This is a genomic window from Neptunomonas sp. ABH4_499, assembly GCF_056160565.1.
The window spans coordinates 203,111-221,258 of record NZ_JBSWXK010000005.1; the positions used below are offsets into that span (position 1 = coordinate 203,111).

The following is an 18,148-nucleotide window of genomic DNA, read 5'->3' on the forward strand; positions in this document are numbered from 1 at the left end:
TTCGATAAATTTGCGCTATGTGACTGATTTGAAATCCTTATAGGACAGAACTCAGTGTGATAAATGATGATCAATATGCGGCGTTACTCGCGAAGAATGGTTGGGATTTAATAGCCGAATCGTTACAATCGAGTAAAGTTGAAATTTTAGTGACACGGTGTCGAGCGGTAGTTTTTTTCGTTTTGCTCCATCGAATCTAAGGATGTTTTATGTCAGGTCATTGCGCGTTTGAATTTGTAAGAAGTACCCCGATTGAATCTTTGAACATTGATGTGAGCGAATATCGCCACACAGCAACCGGTGCTATGCACTACCATATTGCTGCCGAACAAGATGAAAACGTCTTTTTGGTGGCGTTTCGAACTGTACCGATGGATTCAACCGGTGTTGCGCATATTTTGGAACATACGGCCTTGTGCGGCAGTGAGAAGTATCCGGTACGTGACCCATTCTTCATGATGACGCGCCGTTCTTTAAATACCTTCATGAACGCCTTTACCAGTTCCGATTGGACGGCTTACCCATTTGCCAGCCAAAACAAAAAAGATTTCTTTAATCTATTGGATGTCTATCTGGATGCGACCTTCTTCTCTCGTTTGGACCCGTTAGACTTTGCCCAAGAAGGTCACCGAGTAGAGTTTGAAGAGGCCAATAACCCAGAGTCTGATCTGGTGTTTAAAGGGGTGGTCTTTAACGAAATGAAAGGGGCGATGAGCTCGCCAACCTCTACCTTGTGGCAAACCGTCACCAAGTACTTGTTCCCGACGGTGACGTATCATTTTAACAGCGGCGGTGATCCTGAAGCGATAACCGATCTGTCCTACGAAGATCTGCTCGAGTTTTATAAATCTCATTATCACCCGACCAATGCGGTGTTCATGACTTTTGGTAACATCCCTGTTGAAGAGCTACAAACTCGCTTCGAAGAGCAAGCCTTGTCGCGTTTCGAAAAACTGGATGAGTACATCGAAGTACCTGATGAAAAACGCTACTTTGCGCCGGTGCGAGTCGAAGAGTCTTACGCGCTGGATGAAGAGGATACCAGGGAGAAAACCCACCACGTACTGGCGTGGTTAATGGGTCAATCCATTGACTTGAAAGCTCAGTTAAAAGCGCATTTACTGTCGCGTGTGTTGCTGGATAACAGCGCAAGCCCATTGCGTTATGCCTTGGAGTCAAGCGAGCTTGGCAGTGCGCCGTCACCTCTGTGTGGACTTGAGGATTCTAATCGTCAAATGTCCTTTATGTGTGGTTTGCAAGGCAGTGACCCAGAACACGCTGCGGCGTTTGAAACTCTGGTGCTTGAAACCCTACAGAAAGTTGCTGATGAAGGCGTGGATCAATCCATGGTTGAAGCTCAGCTTCACCAGTTGGAGCTGACCCAACGTGAAATCAGTGGTGATGGCTACCCGTATGGTTTGAACTTGATTATGGCGTCGATTTCGCCTGCGATTCATCGCGGTGATGCGATTGCCTTGTTGAATATGGACCCAGCCATTGAAGAGCTTCGCGAAGAGATCAAAGACCCTGATTTCATCCCTGCCATGGTACGAGAGCTTTTACTGAATAACACCCACCGTGTTCGTGTGACTCTAAGCCCAGATAATCAAATGTCGGCCCGTAAAGACGCTGATGAAAAAGCGCGTCTGGCTGCCATCAAGACTGGTCTATCTGACAGTGAAGTGCAGGCGGTCATCGACCAAGCCGCGGCGCTTGAAGCGCGTCAGATGCAAGAAGACGATGAGTCCATTTTGCCGAAAGTGACGTTGGATGACGTACCTACCGAGATGCATATCCCACAAAGCGAATGGTCAAACCTGAACGGCCAAACACTGGATTGGTATGGCCAAGGCACGAACGGCCTTGTATACCAGCAGGTGATTGTGGATCTGCCTGATTTAACCGATGAAGAGCAGCAACTGTTGCCGCTCTTTAGTATCTGTATGAGCGAGCTTGGCTGTGCTGATCGTAGCTACCAAGAGAATCAACAGTATCATGCGGCCGTAACGGGCGGTATCAGCGCTTACAGCACGATGCGCGGCGCTACCGATGATGAGCAAAATGTAAAAGCGTATTTTGTGGTATCGGGTAAAGCATTGGCGAAGAACCAAGGTGAACTGACGAAAGCGTTATCAGAGACCTTGAACGAAGCACGTTTTGATGAAACGTCTCGCATCCGTGAACTGGTATCTCAGCAGCGTAGCCGCAAAGAGCAGGGCATTACTGGCCAAGGCCACAGCATGGCGATTATGGCCGCGACGGCAGGTTACAGCCCTGTCGCGCAACTGACCCATAAAACGCGCGGTCTTGAAAGCATTCGCTTTATCAAGAAACTGGATAAGCAACTGGAAGATGATCAAGCGTTAGCGGCCTTATCCGGTACCCTAAAAACCATCCACCAAAAAATCAAAGACGCACCACGTCGCTTCTTGTTGGTGGGTGAGCCAGAAATCAAGGATCAGTTAATCGAGCCTTTGACCGCTACTTGGCATCACGATGCTGCTGAAACTGCGCCGTTGGCCTTACCGAACACACGTAAGGCAGTAAAACAGCTTTGGACAACCAGTACGCAAGTCAGCTTCTGTGCAAAAGCGATCCCAACCGTACCGGTTGATCATGAGGATGCGGCGGCATTAACTGTCTTAGGCGATTTCTTACGCAATGGTTATCTGCACCGTGCCATCCGTGAAAAAGGCGGGGCCTATGGCTCTGGCGCAGGGCAAGACAGTGGTGATGCGGTCTTCCGTTTCTTCTCGTACCGTGACCCACGTCTGGCCGAAACCTTTGTCGAGTTTGACCGCTCCATCGAGTGGCTGCTCAATACAGAACACGATGACTCACGTCTAGAAGAGGCGATTTTGGGGGTTGTTAGTTCGATTGATAAGCCTGCATCTCCTGCGGGTGAGGCGAAAGGCGCGTATCACAGCGCCTTGTTTGGCCGCACGGCCGAGCAGCGTCGCGCCTTCCGTCAACGTATTCTTAGCGTATCCATCGATGACCTGAAGCGTGTTGCTAAAACCTACCTTCTGGATAAGGAAGCCAGCTTAACGGCGGTGACCAGCGTCGAAAAAGCCAAAGCCTTGGCCGACGAATTCGAAATACAGGCGCTGTAATCGCGCCTTTTCGCCTATACAGGGAGCACGGGCGTGTCCCAATCGATGTTCATTCGGGGCGCAGGATTGATTCTGGCATCAGAACTCTTCCTTGTGCTCTCTGGCGTTATCATCAAACAGATCAGCACAGACCTTTCAACGGAGGTCATCGTGCTGTTTCGCAACTTGTTTGCGTTGGTGGTTTTACTCCCTTGGTTGATCCGTAAAGGGCTTAAAGTCACCCGAACTCAACTACTGCATTTTCATTTCTTACGTGCGCTTGTGGGTGTGTCTGCCATGAGTTGCCTTTATTACGCATGGGCAAATCTGCCGCTTGCTCAAGCCGCCTTATTGAAACAAACCGCGCCTTTTTTTGTGCCGCTGTTTGCCTTTTGGTGGCTCGGGGAGCGGGTGCATTGGTCGGCAAAACTGGCCATTGTGATTGGGTTTGCCGGTGTGTATGCGGTGCTTAACCCCCACGAGGGCTCCATCAACCATGCAGTTTTGATTGCCTTATTCGGTGCCATGCTTGGGGCTTTTGCAAAAGTGGTGATTCGTCGGATGACGGTATCCGAAAGCTCTCAAGTCATTGTGTTTTACTTTGCACTTTTCAGTACATTGCTTGCAGCTATCCCGGCATTATTGGTCTGGACAACCCCTAGCTGGGTTCAGTGGGCGTGGTTGTTCTCACTTGCCGGTACATCAACCATTGCTCAATTACTTCTAAGTCACGGTTATCGCTTTGCACCTGCAGGCCAATTAGGGCCGTTCACCTATGGCTCGATTGTGTTTGCTACGCTGTTAGGTTGGTGGCTATGGGGCGAGACTCTTGAGCTGCACACTTGGGTCGGTATTGCTCTGATCTTGGCGGCAGGGTTGCTGACGGCTTATCTCTCGCCAAGTCGCAAGCCCGTTCAACACCAATAAGTTCGTACAATCTTTTCCTTCCAACGATATCCATTTCGCTTTTACTGAAAATCGCTTCACAAAAGCGAAATCGGTTTCGTCTTCCTGCCTTGTCTTTTGGTCAATCTTAGATCGAATCATCAGTAGCCTGTTGATCTTATTGAATTAAATCTGATTGGCATAGCTTTCGCTATTACTCCTTTGTTTTTAACTCATAACAAAGGATTTGACCCATGAATAACCCATACGATCGCGAATTTTCCTCTTCTGATTACGAAATCGGCTTTATGGAGGATGAATTGGATTTTGAGTTCGATGACGAGCTCGATTACGAAAGTGGCTACTCAGATGATTCTGTCGAGGCACTTGCGCAAGAACTATTGGAGTTGAGCACTGATGAAGAGCTTGATTACTTCTTTTCAAAGCTGATCAAAGGTGCATCTAAGTTTGTTCGCTCTAAAACCGGTAAGGCGTTATTAGGCACATTGAAAGGTGTCGCAAAAGCGGCTCTTCCGACTGTTGGTGGCGTGGTCGGCAACTTGGTGGCCCCAGGTATTGGCGGTGCGATCGGTGGTCAGTTAGCCAGCGCTGTTGCGAAAAATCTTGAGATGGAATTCGATGATGAGCTGGATTATGAAACCGCTAAAACCGTGGTTCGCTTAGCCCAAGCCTCTGCACAAAAGCTCCCACAACTTGAACGCCGTATGCCACCACAAAAAGCGGTCGTTATGGCCGTTAAGCAAGCGGCTCTTCCGATTGTTAAAGGTCGCTCCTCACGCAAAAAAGGTGTTTGGTATCGAAAAGGTGATGATTTAGTGGTCGTTGGTCTTTAACTGGAATGGAGGGCTCGCCATGCACGATGTTGATTTAGGAGGGGAGCCACCCAAAACACCCCCTCCACGCCAAGAGCAAAATTTACCAAAGGACTCCATGCCTAATGAAAATTCTAAAACGAATGGCAAGGAGGGGCGCTGGGTTAAGCAGGAAGATCGCCTGGTTATTAAAGGGGTCTTTAGCTCAATAAACGAACCATAGGAAGATAATCATGCATGCTTTAAATCGAATCTCATCGGATGACCATTACTATTTAAATCCGAATGAGCAAAAAAAAGCGACTGAGATGTTAATGCGCGCATCCGTGCAAGGGGAGTTAGATTATGCACTTGGTCGTCTGGTTCAGTGGGGCGCTAGACAGATAGGCCGCACCGTTTCAGAAGATCAAAAACGTAGAATTGATGAGGTCACCAAAGGTGTTCTGCCAACGATTGGTAAAGCGGTAGCCACGGCGACCGGTCAACCCATATTTGGGACATTGGGCTCTTCGTTGGCAGAAGCCTATGACTACATAGAGCCATCGTATGACTATGCAAAAGGAAAATATACCGAATTTCGGAATAGAAACCGAAAGCAGTTACCACCAGGCTCAAACGGTGAACTGGATTACGAAACCGCGGAAAAAATCGTAAAAGCGGTAGATCAAACGCTCAACACCATCAAACGCAACAACAGCATTCGGTCTTCAAAGCAGGCACAAGCCTTATTGGGTCAGTCGCTTGCGCACCATTTAAAGTCGACGCCAAAGGGGCGTTGGTACCGTTTAAAAAATGGCGATGTTGTTCTTAAAGGGGCAGCACAGTGAGCAGTCACGCCTTGTCGGAACGGCTTCTTAGGGATGAATTAGACGCCTTAGGCGCACGCCTTGATCGACTTCGTCCCTTTAAGCTGTTGATACCGATGACGGTTGCTGCGCAGCCAAGCAAAGCGGTGTTGGAACGAATCGATCGCTACATGTTAGAGCAAAAACGCTCTTTAGCCTCAAAGCTTGACGCAATAAAGACCGAATTTGCTCTTAGCCCTATGTCCCTTGATCAGCAGCAACGAGAGTGTGTGCGCCTAAAGCTCTTGTTCAATCAAGTGTTAGAGCAGTTCGACATCTTCGCAGATGGCCTAACCCAGCGAACCGAACAAACGCATGATCTTTGGTTAAGTGGTTTGGATGTCGCGGCGAACGATGCACTTTGGTATCCGGACAAACGGCCAAGAGCGGAACTGATGACCTATCTTGATAGAGGTTTAGGCGCTGCAATCCGAAGGACTCGTACTCGTTTACCCGGGGGCGGTGAAAACCCAGTGGCGATGGTGCGCATTCCTAGGGAGCGGATGGTGGGCATAGGTATTGCGGGCTCTTTATTTCATGAAGTGGGGCATCAAGCCTCACATGATTTGGGGCTTTTAAGCCGATCTGAGCAACTGCTCAAGACCCGAATGGCGCACTCAACCAACCTTAATACCTGGTTGCAGTGGCGATCTGAAATTCTGTCGGATATCTGGGCGCTGTCAAGGCTTGGCGTAGCCGCAACACTTGGGTTGATGTCTGTCTTGAGCTTGCCCAACAGCATGGTGTATCGACCGCACGGAAATCAGCCGCATCCTATCCCGTGGATTCGAATGATGCTGAGTTTTGAGGTGGGTGAGCAGCTTTTCCCTGATCCTCAGTGGCAAGCACTAAGAAGCAGCTGGTTGCTTAGGTACCCGCTTCGACAAAGCAATGACCAAGCCTTCTATCGTGCTTTACTGGCCGACATGCCTCAGTTTGTTCAGACCATTTTGATGCTGTCGACTGATAGGCGTGAACCGCCTCTCATTGAGCATTCAAGTTACCGTGCACGGACTCCACATCAACTCAGGGGGTGGATTAAGCGTCAATCGGACCTGGTTGATGCGCTTTTCAAACTCAGCCCAACGAAGGCGCTGTCGGTTATCGGCCAAGCCCGATCCGATGGAGTCATCAACAGTGAAACTGAAACCCTTTGGGTGCACAGGCTTTTGCAGCACTGGGCACTTAACGGAAATCCGGCGCAGGTTGTTCGCAACACACGTCGAACGCAACAAGGAGAATTGCTATGACTCAGCGTAAAACCAATCCTAAAGCGATGATGGCTCAAGCACTGGATCACACCGACAAGCCGATCAGCAATGGGATTATTCAACTCCAATTTAAGGGCGTTGCAGGACCGATACTCGAACCGATCGAGGTTGAGACGGATCAAAACGGTTGGTTTGAAATACCCAATCAAAATAGCGGTAAGCTTGATTTGGCGTTAATACGGGAAGGTCGTGTGTACCCCATGGCTCAGCAGATGTATATGGATGACGGGTTACTGAAGGTTGAAGCTAAGGCTCAAGTGACCGAAGTCTCTGCAATTGAGAAAGAGGACTCAGCCATATCGAAAGAGGCTTTTCAAAAAGTAGCTTTGGTGTCCAACGTCGAATTAAGTGATGAAGAGAATAAAATCTGGGATCAGGTGCGTTCACGATGTACTGGCATCTCATTTACGGCGTATACCGATTTCTTAGACGAGAATCTAAGCAACGATCAATGTCGATCAACCCAATCCCAATTTGACCAGCACGGTGTAAATGCGTACGGGCTTTTAGAGCGCATGACGGATCAGTTCATGTATGAGCGTCTAAGTGACAGCGCACCTTCCGGTTTTAACATGATGGAAGAGGTCGCGAAAGAGAAACTTCCTGACTGGACAATAGAGAGCCAAGAGGACGAAACGTGTCACTTCCAATCGAGACTCCATACCGGTGCCCAACGATTAAAGCCGATTCTATTTTGCCCAATTGAACTGATCTGGTCTTATTGGATGGAAGAGAGCCTGTTAATGCAGGCGTTTAATCGGATTGCACTTCGCTTTCAAAACCGCAAAAGCACGGTGAATGGTCCAGATCCTTTAACGCATCTCACCATTGATCCTCTTCGCCCGTTAAACAACTTAATTTGGGGGTTTATCCAAAGTGAAGGGAAACGCTTAAGCCTAGTTCGCCGCGCGTATGAATATGATCATCATTACGGTATTCAACTCAATGGAACAGCAGTTCCAGACTTGCACACCGCAGACAGTCGAAGTCAGTTTTTAGAAGAGTTTCATAAGCTTTTGAAAACAGCCGCGGACTACCACCGTCAAAGTGATGACTTTAACGTAAGTGCAGACCCTTTCCCGCTTAAGAATGCCATCTATGATGTGCACATTCGATTGGCAGAAGGCGCGCATAACCAATTTGGGGATTTGCCCACGGTAGCTCGTAAGGAGATGCTGATGACCCAATGGGTGATGGCGCGTCCAGAGATGCGTGAATTCTTAAACGGCAGGCTCATGGTGCCGCAGTCCCAAGGCTGGATGGACCGCGTCGATCATATGAAGCGCATCCAAGGCTGGCCGGTGATTGCGATGCAGCACTTTTTAACCTTGGCTACAGCAGGTGAGCAACTTTTGGTCAGTATTCGTTACATGAACTGGACTAATGTGAACAGCAGCCAGTTTGCGGGGCAATGGGCTACCTATTGGCGCGAAGAGATCCAAGGTTATTTGCATGCTTATCGTGCCGTAACCGGCGTTGATATCTTAAGCGATAAAGACGCTAAATTGTCCGCGAACCCTTCGGATTTGATCTACCCGCAACGTGCAGGCGCTTAGTGTCAAACTCAAAGTCAGTTTAAGGGGCTAACGAGATACCGTTGCCCCTTTATGTTGTTTGGCTTGATGCATTTGAAGCGTTCGCTCATGAATGCCCAGTAACTTTGCAGCTTCTTGAAGATTGCCTTTGCTGTGATCGATCGCAACCGATTTGGCACAATCATTCAGCTTTTGCTGCAGTTGTTTAAGATCGATCCCCGAGTGAATGGCTAGACTCACAACATCGTTTAATGATTGATCCATCCCGTGAAAAGGGGGCGTCAAATCCATGTCCTGTAGGGGGAGATCCATTAAACTGATTTCACCTGCGCCACTGTAACGGTTAGCAATCCGCGTGCACAGATGTTTTAGCTCACGGATGTTACCAGGATAACAGCGGTTTAATAGATAGCTTTTGACCCAATCATCCAGTGTGACTAAACGGCCTAACTGCTCCCTTAGAAAACCCGTAGCTAATGGAATGATGTCTGATACGCGCTCACTTAAAGAGGGTAAATGGCAGTGCCATCCGTTGATACGGTAAAAGAGGTCCGAGCGGAATCTATGCTCGGTTTGTTCTTGATCTAAATCTCGGTTCGTAGCACTGATTAAACGAAACTGAGCGCGTTTCCATTCATTGGCACCAACGGGTTTGTAAGTGCCTTCTTGTAATACACGAAGTAGGGCCGGTTGAAGCTCAAGAGGGATTTCGCCAATTTCATCTAAGAATAAAGCGCCATTATGGGCTTTGTGAATGGCCCCTTCTCGTTGATGAATCGCACCTGTAAATGCCCCTTTCACATGCCCAAAGAGTTCTGACCCCATCAGCTCACGATTGAACTGAGTGCAATCCACGGTGGTCAGTTCTTTTGCGTTCACATTCTGCAAATGGGATATCGACTGTATCCACTGTGCTGCCAGCTCTTTACCGGTGCCGTTTTCGCCAGTGATCAGAATCGGCGCATCAGAAAAAAGAGCGGCTTCCGATAAATCATAGAGCGCCTTTTGCCATATTGGGCTGCAGCCTGTTAGCAGTTGCCTTAAGGGACATCGCTCAACGGCATGCTGAATGGTGTTGATCCTTTTAAAGCGGCTGGCGATTTTCTCAGCCACCAAGTCGGGTGACTTCCAAATTAAGATATCACTGAAATAGGACAACCACTCTGGGTTGGGAATCAACGCTTCTTTGCAGTCCAGAATCAGTATGTTCGGTACAAACGGGTTGTTGAATTTGGGTAAGTCCTCAATGTTTAGGGTGTCAGCAAACCATATTGTCGGTACATCGTTCTGAGCGTCCATGGAAGATTCAATACCGTATTTGGCTACGGCGTCGTTCAGTTCGGCTACTCGTTTCGCTAAATGCGTATGAGAGCCTTTGCACCACATCCTGTTATGCATGTTTAAGACTTTTGTTTGAAAAAGAGAGTAGCCACCATAGGCCGATTTTTACTTTGGGGTAATCCCTATTATTCGGGATACCATCGTATTGTCGGTAAGAAAATGAATCGTCGCTATGCTATTTTTGAATTGATCCTACGATACGCTGTCTCTAGAATGATGTTCTATACAACCGGACAGAAGTCCTTGCTTTTTATAGGAAAATTATGGCCATCAATGATATCCAACAACAGACTGTTGATTGGGTTGCGCTTCGTCATGGGGAAACAACGGCCGGCCAATGCTATCTTGGTCGTACCGATGCCACACTGACAGAGAAGGGCTGGCGTCAGATGTCGAATGCCTTTGGTTGTGAGGATGTTCGTTCGACGCAACAGGTGGATTCCGTGTTTGGTGATCTGATCATTACCTCGCCGCTGGCACGCTGCCATCAGTTTGCTAAAGTATTGGCTCAGTCACTCAAGATCAATTGTTATGTCGAACCACGCCTTCAGGAGTTTGATTTTGGCGAGTGGGATGGCCGCACAGCGGCGGCCATCTTAGAAACCGATAAGATACGTCTAGAGGCCTTTTGGGCAGACCCGGTTAAATACCCGCCACCTAATGGCGAAACACTTGCACTGTTTTCTGAACGACTGAAAAAAGGATTAGATGAGATAGCACACCACATTCATCATGGGCATAAACCCATTGTAATCACGCACGGTGGAGTGATTAAAGCGCTTAGGTGCCTCCAGCATGGTTGGTCATTTGATAAAATGTGGCAAATCCCCGTTGAACACGGGTCACTCCACCCCTTTACCTTGGATTGATACTGGTGAAACACGTTTTTCAGGCCTTTTGGGTCGCACTTCAATTCCTAACGCTACTGCCAATTCCGCTATTAAAGGCCATAGTGTGGGATGAGCGTTCGCCTGTACGTGCGGTATACGCCTACCCATTCGTAGGTGTGTTTCTAGGAATCATTTTGTACGGCGTTCAAGCAGTGTTACCCCAAAGTTACCTGTGGGTGAATGGGCTTATCATTACACTGATCTGGGTTTGGCTGACAGGCGGCTTGCACTTAGATGGTGTAGCCGATGCCGCTGATGGCTGGATGGGTGGCCTTGGCAGTAAGACGCGTACTTTTGACATTATGAAAGACCCCCACATTGGTGTGACGGGTGTGATCACTCTTATGAGCCTAGTCAGCTTAAAGATCGCTTTAGTGGGTGTGCTTTTGGTAGAGGGCGCGGCACTTTGGCTCATAGTGATACCGGTGCTGGCTCGCAGTTGTGCGGTCGTTTTAATGGCGAATACACCTTATGTCAGCGAAAAAGGGATTGCCACAGTCTGGGCCAACCAAGTGGGTTTATCGCATGTCGTTTGGGCACTGGTTGTGGCTGTTTTGATCACTCTGTTGGTCGTTGGCTCGTGGGGGGTATTTTTAACGCTTGCGATAACCGTCTTGGGGCTTCGATACATGATGATGCGTCGTTTAAACGGCTGCACCGGCGATACCATCGGTGCAACCATCGAGTTTACTGAGCTTGCCGCTTTATTCTATGTTTATGCCAGTATCGGCTAACAGTTTTTCCAAAATCGGCTCTGCAGAAAATTCAAGCGCTCGCTTAAGGGCGGCAAGTTTCATCGGGTAATGAGCGTCAGGCTGGTTCATATACTCGATGGCCCTTTCAGCCATTTGGGCAGGATCATCAACCAGATAGCCGCATTCTTGATCAAGAATGATCTCCTTAGGCCCTTTCTCATCAAAGGCGATGACGGGCAAGCCGTGATTTAGCGCCTCAAGTACGACGCAGCCGAACGTATCAAACCGAGAGGGCAGTAAGAGCAGATCAGCCGATTGATACTGCTCATTTAAGGCATCCTGATCCAACCAGCCGGTAAATTTGGCTTTAGGCATTAAGATGCTCAGGCTCTCGCGTGCAGGGCCGCTCCCTGCCACAGTAAGCTCGGCATCGGGGTACTGATCCCAAATCCGTTCCATGATTTCGGGTAGATCGAAAACGCCTTTCTCTTCGCTGATTCGCCCGGCATAAAGTAATTTCAGCACGCGTCTCTCGCGATGTTGGGATAGATGAATCTCAGCATCGGAAGGTTCAACCCAATGCGATGTCATATACACGCTTTGTGGGTCGAGTCCCATATCTTGACTGATCAACCAATCCCGATGATCGTTGTTTAACGTAAACACCCCTTCAAATTGCTGGTAGTACGCGCGCAACAGTCTTCGAATGCGATCCGTCTCATGCTGGTTGAGATGGGTGGTTTTATCGATAAACTCCATCCAATCGGTGTGCATATAGAAGTAAGCGGGGACCGTGAAGGCTTTGCTCAAAAACAGCGCATACGCCCCCATAAAGAATTCCGTTGAGCAGATGATTCGATCATACCCGCCTTGTTCGAAAACGCGCTGGAGCGTCAAAATGTCCGGTATATGGAATGTCTGATCTTCAAATCGCTTAACCTTACATTCGCTGACAGGGCGTAACACCACCAGATGATCTTCTGGTGCTAACGATGGATGGCAGGTCAGTATATCGATGGGGTAATCGTTTTTTTGAATCGCTTTAAGCGCGGTTTTCAAAAACGAAGACACACCATTACGATCACAAAAGGAATCTGTGAGCCACAAGATCCGCTCCGGGTGCTGGGCCGTCTCCAGTTGGTTGGCAAGATCATTCAAAAAAGCGCGATTGGAGTAGATCACTTGGCTGGCCGCAAACGAAGCTCCTACCAAAACAGAGCAAGCCAACGCCGGGAAGGTCAGCTCGTCCAAGAGCTTGCCCACATTGAGCTTGGTCATCTGTTTTTTATCGTTGTAACTTACGTTGTGTTGAGCAAGCGGTGCCACCATGGATCTAAAATGCGTAGGCACCTCAAAGTGTTTAATCCAATCATCGACGCTGTTTAAGCTGACATCGGCCATCGAGCCTTGGAGGTGATCGTTCAACCGGTCAAAAAACAGCTGTGTGACGGTTGTAAAGATGTCCGGGACAGATTGGCGGATCACATTTAAAAACTGCTCGGGCTCTTTACGCTGGGTTTTCGCAATCGCTTTTACCGACTTTAAAACGGGTTTAAACGGCTTAGAGACACCCAGTTCAGTCAGCAAAGCGGGCTTCTCGCCTGACAGTGCTTCATGAAAGGTCTTTAAGAAGGTGAGTGTGTATTTATGCCGGCGAAGCTCTTGCATGGCGTTACTGATGCCAAGGCACCAAAGCTTATCCTTAAGATCCCCTTTGTGAAGCATCAAGCGCACAAGCCCAGGGTCTTCCATGTTGATGGCGACCTGAGCAAAGTAATCTAAAAAGGTGACGGTTAGCTTTTCCTCTTCACCGACCTCTCCATAGGGGTGTGTTGCTTGATTGTGCAGTGCTTCGAGAGCAAGGTCGGCTAAACGCTCCGTTTTACGACGCTCAGCAAGATTCGGAATATCCAAATACGTCCCAGTACGACCAGCAAAAATGCCGTTGTGATCATCGGAGCCGCCTGTCATGGATTTACGAAACGGCTGATCATTAAAATCATACGGGTTTAAATCATGTTTTTTGGCGTACTCAAGAAGGGTTTCTTGATCCAGGCTTTCTACCCACTTTCGAGTAAGCTGATTTTGCCAGTAACCCCGTTGACCGTTTAGGACTTCAAAGCGATTAAACAGAACAGCAAACAGCTCAAGCACTTCGGTGGTTGGCTGTGTCTTATGGCTGTAGAAGTAAAGCGGGTGGGGCAGAACCGTCGGTAACTTGTATTCATGGCAGTAACGTGCAAATGCAAATATATCGTACCGTAAGCGATTTAAAATGGGCTCTTGTTTAGGCGTAAACCCATAGGTGAGTACATGAATGCTGAGCGGGTTATTGGGGAAGTGACACGTAAACTCAGCACCGGCGAGTACATCATGGCCTTTATCCATTAAATCCCAGCAGGAACGGGCGTTGTTATGGTTTGTGATGGTGATCAGATCGACATTTGATCGATGTAAGGCTTTAACAAGGTCTTTGGTTTTTAACCAAGTTTCAGGCAGTCGTAATAAGCGGCCCCATAATTCATCAGGCACATCGCTGTTATGATCGTGACAGTGAAGATCAATCTTAATGCGATCTTTCACGGGGGATTTCAGCTGCTCGGTTTCTAAAAAACGCTCATAATCTTGGCGAATGGAACGATAGAAATCAGACGGTAGGAAAGTGCTCATAACAACGTGCTCTTAATGTAACAATGAGGCTACGATAAAAGCTGCATTTGTCGTTTATGTGACAGCGATGAAATTAAACCGTCATAACGCAAAAAGGGAGCCTAAACTCCCTTTTTAAAGCACTATTTGTTAAGTGGTTAAGCAATCTCGATTTGGCGAGGCTTCATCGCTTCCGGGATTTCTCGTACTAAATCCACGTGAAGCAGGCCGTTTTCAAGGTTCGCTTTCACCACTTTAACATGGTCTGCTAGTTGGAAACGTCGCTCGAAGTTTCGACCAGCAATGCCTTGATACAGATAGGTACGCTCGGTGTCTTCTTGGGCTTTGGAGCCTTTAATGGTTAGGCTGCCTGACTCTGACTGAATGTCGAGCTCGTCTTTAGAGAAGCCAGCAATCGCCATCGTGAGACGGTACTCATTCTCACCCAAAAGTTCGATGTTGTAAGGTGGGTAAGAAGGCTGTTGTTCGGCACGGCTTGCGGTATCAATCATGTTGGCAAGGCGGTCAAAACCAATGGCGGAACGGTAAAGTGGGGTAAGGTCAAAATTACGCATAGTTCATATCCTCAATTGTAAGCAATATGGTTAAGACTTACAGCATGTAAGTCAGTAGCCAGTCTCCATTGAGCCCCGGCTACACATACTTTTATGAGGTGCGAAAAATAAAATTCAAGGGGCCGTTAACGATTAATCGTCTGCTGAGTGTTCGTAATTAAAGCGGTCGATATCATTGGTGATTTCGACATCAACACTTGGCGCCGGGATTTTAAAGTCGTAAACACGCTCCCAACCATCGCTTTCTGGGGTGCGTTCCCAGACAGTGCCGGCGTTGAAGGTGACCAGTTCTTTTATCGATGGATCAATACGAACCATTTTCTCGACGGGGACGGGCACCATATTAGCTAATTCGTTTTCCAGATACTCTTCTGACTCATAACCTGTATACATGCGCCAACCGGTATCGTTGAGGTGTTCAGGTACTGTCTTAAACATGAAACGAACCGGCAGCTTCTCATCAAATGCCATTTTAGACACCAAAGCTAAAAAACCATTTTTGGTTTGATTTTGCTCGTTGGCGGGTGATTTTGGCGTATCCATTTCAGGTGAGCTCATACGAATCTCTCTTGGGTAACTCTATTCAACAAAGGTCTTTAAAACGGGGGGTATTATAAACGAAAAAACCCGTCCGAAGACGGGTTTTTCATACGGTTAAAACTTACGCTTCAACCGTTGGGATCACTGTAGCTGCCTTAGCCGTGTAGTTTTCCATTTGATCGAAGTTCAGGTAGCGGTAGATTTCACCCGCCATGCTGTCGATCTTAGACGCGTATTCCATGTACTCATCAACGGTAGGCAGTTTACCGGTTACCGCTGCAACAGAAGCCAGTTCTGCAGAAGCCAAGTAAACGTTAGCGCCGTTACCCAGACGGTTAGGGAAGTTACGAGTCGACGTCGATACAACCGTAGACTTATCAGCAACACGTGCTTGGTTACCCATACACAGAGAGCAACCCGGCATCTCCATACGAGCACCGGCCTTACCGAAGATGTTGTAGTAACCTTCGTCCGACAGTTGCGCTGCGTCCATCTTAGTTGGTGGCGCAACCCACATGCGTGTAGGGATCGCTTGGCCTGCTGCATCCAGCAATTTACCCGCTGCACGGAAGTGACCAATGTTGGTCATACAAGAACCGATGAAGACTTCGTCGATCTTCTCACCTTGTACAGTAGACAGCAGACGAGCGTCGTCTGGATCGTTCGGTGCACACAGGATTGGCTCTTTGATCTCAGCAAGGTCGATCTCGATAACCGCTGCGTATTCAGCATCGGCATCAGCACGCATCAAGCTTGGGTTTGCCAGCCATTCTTCCATGCCTTTGATACGACGCTCGATGGTACGTACATCGCCGTAACCTTCAGCGATCATCCACTTAAGCATGACGATGTTAGAGCGCAGGTATTCAGCAACAGAGTCTTCACCCAGAGTGATAGTACAACCCGCTGCAGAACGCTCTGCTGATGCATCCGACAATTCGAACGCTTGCTCAACCGTTAGGTCATCAAGGCCTTCGATTTCCAATACGCGACCAGAGAAGATGTTCTTCTTACCGGCTTTCTCAACCGTCAGAAGACCTTCTTGGATGGCTGCGTAAGGAATCGCGTGTACCAGGTCACGAAGAGTGATACCAGGGTTACGCTTACCTTTAAAGCGAACCAGAACCGATTCAGGCATATCCAGAGGCATTACCCCTGTAGCGGCTGCGAACGCCACCAAACCAGAACCTGCCGGGAAGGAGATACCGATAGGGAAACGTGTATGGGAGTCACCACCTGTACCTACGGTGTCAGGCAACAACATACGGTTCAACCACGAGTGGATTACACCGTCACCAGGACGCAGAGAAACACCGCCACGGTTCATGATGAAATCAGGTAGTGTGTGGTGAGTTTGAACGTCTACAGGCTTAGGATAAGCAGAGGTGTGACAGAATGACTGCATGGTCAGATCAGCAGAGAAGCCTAGGCACGCCAAGTCTTTCAACTCGTCACGTGTCATAGGACCAGTCGTATCCTGAGAACCCACTGTGGTCATCTTAGGCTCGCAGTAAGTGCCAGGGCGGATACCCTCAACACCACACGCTTTACCAACCATTTTCTGAGCCAGTGTGAAGCCTTTACCAGTATCAACTGGCTGCTCAGGTTTTTTGAACAGATCAGTTTCAGGCAGACCCAGCGCTTCACGCGCTTTAGACGTCAAACCACGACCGATGATCAGAGGGATACGGCCGCCTGCACGTACTTCGTCAAGCAGGACAGGGGTTTTTAGACCAAATTCACAAAGGACTTCGCCGGTTTCATGATTAACGGCTTTACCTTCGTACGGGTATACGTCGACTACGTCACCCATGTTCATTTTGTCTACGTCCATTTCGATAGGCAGTGCGCCCGCATCTTCCATTGTGTTGTAGAAGATAGGAGCAATTTTACCGCCGAAGCAGTAACCGCCAGCACGCTTGTTAGGTACGTAAGGGATGTCATCACCGAAGAACCACAACACAGAGTTGGTTGCAGATTTACGAGAAGAACCCGTACCTACAACGTCACCAACGTAAGCAACCGGGAAACCTTTGGCTTTGACTTCTTCGATTTGAGTCAAAGGACCAACTGAACCCGGTTTGATTGGCTCGATGCCTTCACGTTCCATTTTAAGCATTGCGTTTGCGTGCAATGGAATATCAGGACGGGTAAATGCATCAGGAGCAGGGGACAGATCGTCCGTGTTGGTTTCACCAGGTACTTTAAAGACAGTAACGGTGATTTTCTCAGCGACTTGTGGCTTAGACGTGAACCATTCAGCGTCAGCCCAAGATTGCATAACTTGCTTAGCAGACTCGTTACCTGCATCGGCTTTGTCTTTAACGTCATAGAACGCATCAAACATCAGCAATGTGTGCGACAATGCTTTAACAGCAATCGGCGCAAGCTCTGCATTGTCCAGAGCGCTGATCAATGGTTCGATGTTATAACCACCTAACATGGTGCCTAAAAGCTCAACCGCTTTCTTGGCATCAATCAGTGGGGAGCTCGCTTCGCCTTTAGCGATAGCGGCTAAGAAACCTGCTTTAACGTATGCCGCTTGGTCAACGCCGGCTGGTACACGATGGGTAATGAGGTCTAATAAAAACTCTTCTTCACCAGCTGGAGGATTTTTTAATAATTCTACCAGCGCTGCCGTTTGGTCAGCATCAAGTGGTTTTGGTGGCACGCCTTCTTCAGCGCGTTCTTCTACATGTTTACGATAAGCTTCAAGCACGATATAGCCCTCATCAGTTAATCCCGCCGGTCTTCGCTCAACACCCTGCCGGCGATGTTTGAGATTGACTCTCATTTGTTGATATGGCGCACAAATTATATATAAGAGTCGATATAAAGTTAAGTATTGTCGACAATCTTGAGTCTTAGACTTTGTGCCTAACACTTCTGATGATTTAGGTCTATTATTTTGAAATATATAGAAATTGAGGTTTTCCCTTGAGCAATAAGCAGTATATGATGGACTTTAAGCTAAACTCACTGCTCTCATATGAGAAA

General features: G+C 48.2%; 13 protein-coding genes. 8 read left to right on the forward strand and 5 right to left on the reverse strand.

The window, feature by feature from the left end; translation table 11 throughout:
- The first annotated feature begins 209 nt into the window (after positions 1 to 209).
- The 6 genes from ACXAF9_RS07230 (at position 210) to ACXAF9_RS07255 (ending at position 8,482) form a co-directional block, all read left to right on the forward strand.
- Positions 210 to 3,113 (forward strand): insulinase family protein, encoded by a 2,904-nt coding sequence (locus ACXAF9_RS07230; RefSeq protein WP_475072276.1) that lies wholly within the window; start codon positions 210 to 212, stop codon positions 3,111 to 3,113.
- A gap of 33 nt (positions 3,114 to 3,146) precedes the next feature.
- On the forward strand, positions 3,147 to 4,019 hold the full coding sequence (locus ACXAF9_RS07235; RefSeq protein ID WP_475072278.1) for a DMT family transporter: 873 nt from the start codon (positions 3,147 to 3,149) through the stop codon (positions 4,017 to 4,019).
- A gap of 212 nt (positions 4,020 to 4,231) precedes the next feature.
- Entirely contained in the window at positions 4,232 to 4,831 is a 600-nt protein-coding gene (locus tag ACXAF9_RS07240) for a hypothetical protein (RefSeq protein ID WP_475072281.1), read from the forward strand.
- A 212-nt stretch (positions 4,832 to 5,043) separates the two neighbouring features.
- The gene (locus tag ACXAF9_RS07245) at positions 5,044 to 5,637 is read left to right on the forward strand and encodes a hypothetical protein (RefSeq protein WP_475072284.1); all 594 of its coding nucleotides are present in this window, start codon (positions 5,044 to 5,046) and stop codon (positions 5,635 to 5,637) included.
- The gene (locus ACXAF9_RS07250; RefSeq protein ID WP_475072286.1) at positions 5,634 to 6,905 is read left to right on the forward strand and encodes a hypothetical protein; all 1,272 of its coding nucleotides are present in this window, start codon (positions 5,634 to 5,636) and stop codon (positions 6,903 to 6,905) included. Before ACXAF9_RS07245 ends, ACXAF9_RS07250 begins: the two co-directional genes overlap by 4 nt.
- On the forward strand, positions 6,902 to 8,482 hold the full coding sequence (locus ACXAF9_RS07255; RefSeq protein WP_475072288.1) for a hypothetical protein: 1,581 nt from the start codon (positions 6,902 to 6,904) through the stop codon (positions 8,480 to 8,482). The genes ACXAF9_RS07250 and ACXAF9_RS07255 overlap by 4 nt, the downstream gene beginning before the upstream one ends.
- Before the next feature lie 27 nt (positions 8,483 to 8,509).
- On the opposite strand, the gene ACXAF9_RS07260 is transcribed toward ACXAF9_RS07255, so the two are convergent.
- On the reverse strand, positions 8,510 to 9,859 hold the full coding sequence (locus ACXAF9_RS07260) for a sigma-54-dependent transcriptional regulator (RefSeq protein WP_475072290.1): 1,350 nt from the start codon (positions 9,857 to 9,859) through the stop codon (positions 8,510 to 8,512).
- 206 nt (positions 9,860 to 10,065) lie between these two features.
- Here ACXAF9_RS07260 and ACXAF9_RS07265 point away from each other — a divergent pair, with 206 nt between their 5' ends.
- Entirely contained in the window at positions 10,066 to 10,671 is a 606-nt protein-coding gene (locus ACXAF9_RS07265) for a histidine phosphatase family protein (protein ID WP_475072292.1), read from the forward strand.
- 5 nt (positions 10,672 to 10,676) lie between these two features.
- The gene (cobS, locus tag ACXAF9_RS07270; protein ID WP_475072294.1) at positions 10,677 to 11,426 is read left to right on the forward strand and encodes an adenosylcobinamide-GDP ribazoletransferase; all 750 of its coding nucleotides are present in this window, start codon (positions 10,677 to 10,679) and stop codon (positions 11,424 to 11,426) included.
- Here the strand turns inward: cobS and ACXAF9_RS07275 are convergent.
- The 4 genes from ACXAF9_RS07275 to acnB all read right to left on the reverse strand — a co-directional run bounded on the left by ACXAF9_RS07275 (position 11,397) and on the right by acnB (position 17,870).
- Positions 11,397 to 14,057, reverse strand: coding sequence for a glycosyltransferase (locus tag ACXAF9_RS07275; RefSeq protein WP_475072297.1), 2,661 nt, complete (start codon positions 14,055 to 14,057; stop codon positions 11,397 to 11,399). The two genes, cobS and ACXAF9_RS07275, sit on opposite strands and share 30 nt — an antisense overlap.
- Positions 14,058 to 14,194: 137 nt before the next feature.
- Positions 14,195 to 14,611, reverse strand: coding sequence for an Hsp20 family protein (locus tag ACXAF9_RS07280; RefSeq protein WP_475072300.1), 417 nt, complete (start codon positions 14,609 to 14,611; stop codon positions 14,195 to 14,197).
- Between the two features lie 132 nt (positions 14,612 to 14,743).
- On the reverse strand, positions 14,744 to 15,169 hold the full coding sequence (locus ACXAF9_RS07285; protein ID WP_475072304.1) for an immunity protein Imm33 domain-containing protein: 426 nt from the start codon (positions 15,167 to 15,169) through the stop codon (positions 14,744 to 14,746).
- Between the two features lie 103 nt (positions 15,170 to 15,272).
- The gene (gene acnB / locus ACXAF9_RS07290) at positions 15,273 to 17,870 is read right to left on the reverse strand and encodes a bifunctional aconitate hydratase 2/2-methylisocitrate dehydratase (RefSeq protein WP_475072307.1); all 2,598 of its coding nucleotides are present in this window, start codon (positions 17,868 to 17,870) and stop codon (positions 15,273 to 15,275) included.
- Between the last annotated feature and the right edge of the window lie 278 nt (positions 17,871 to 18,148).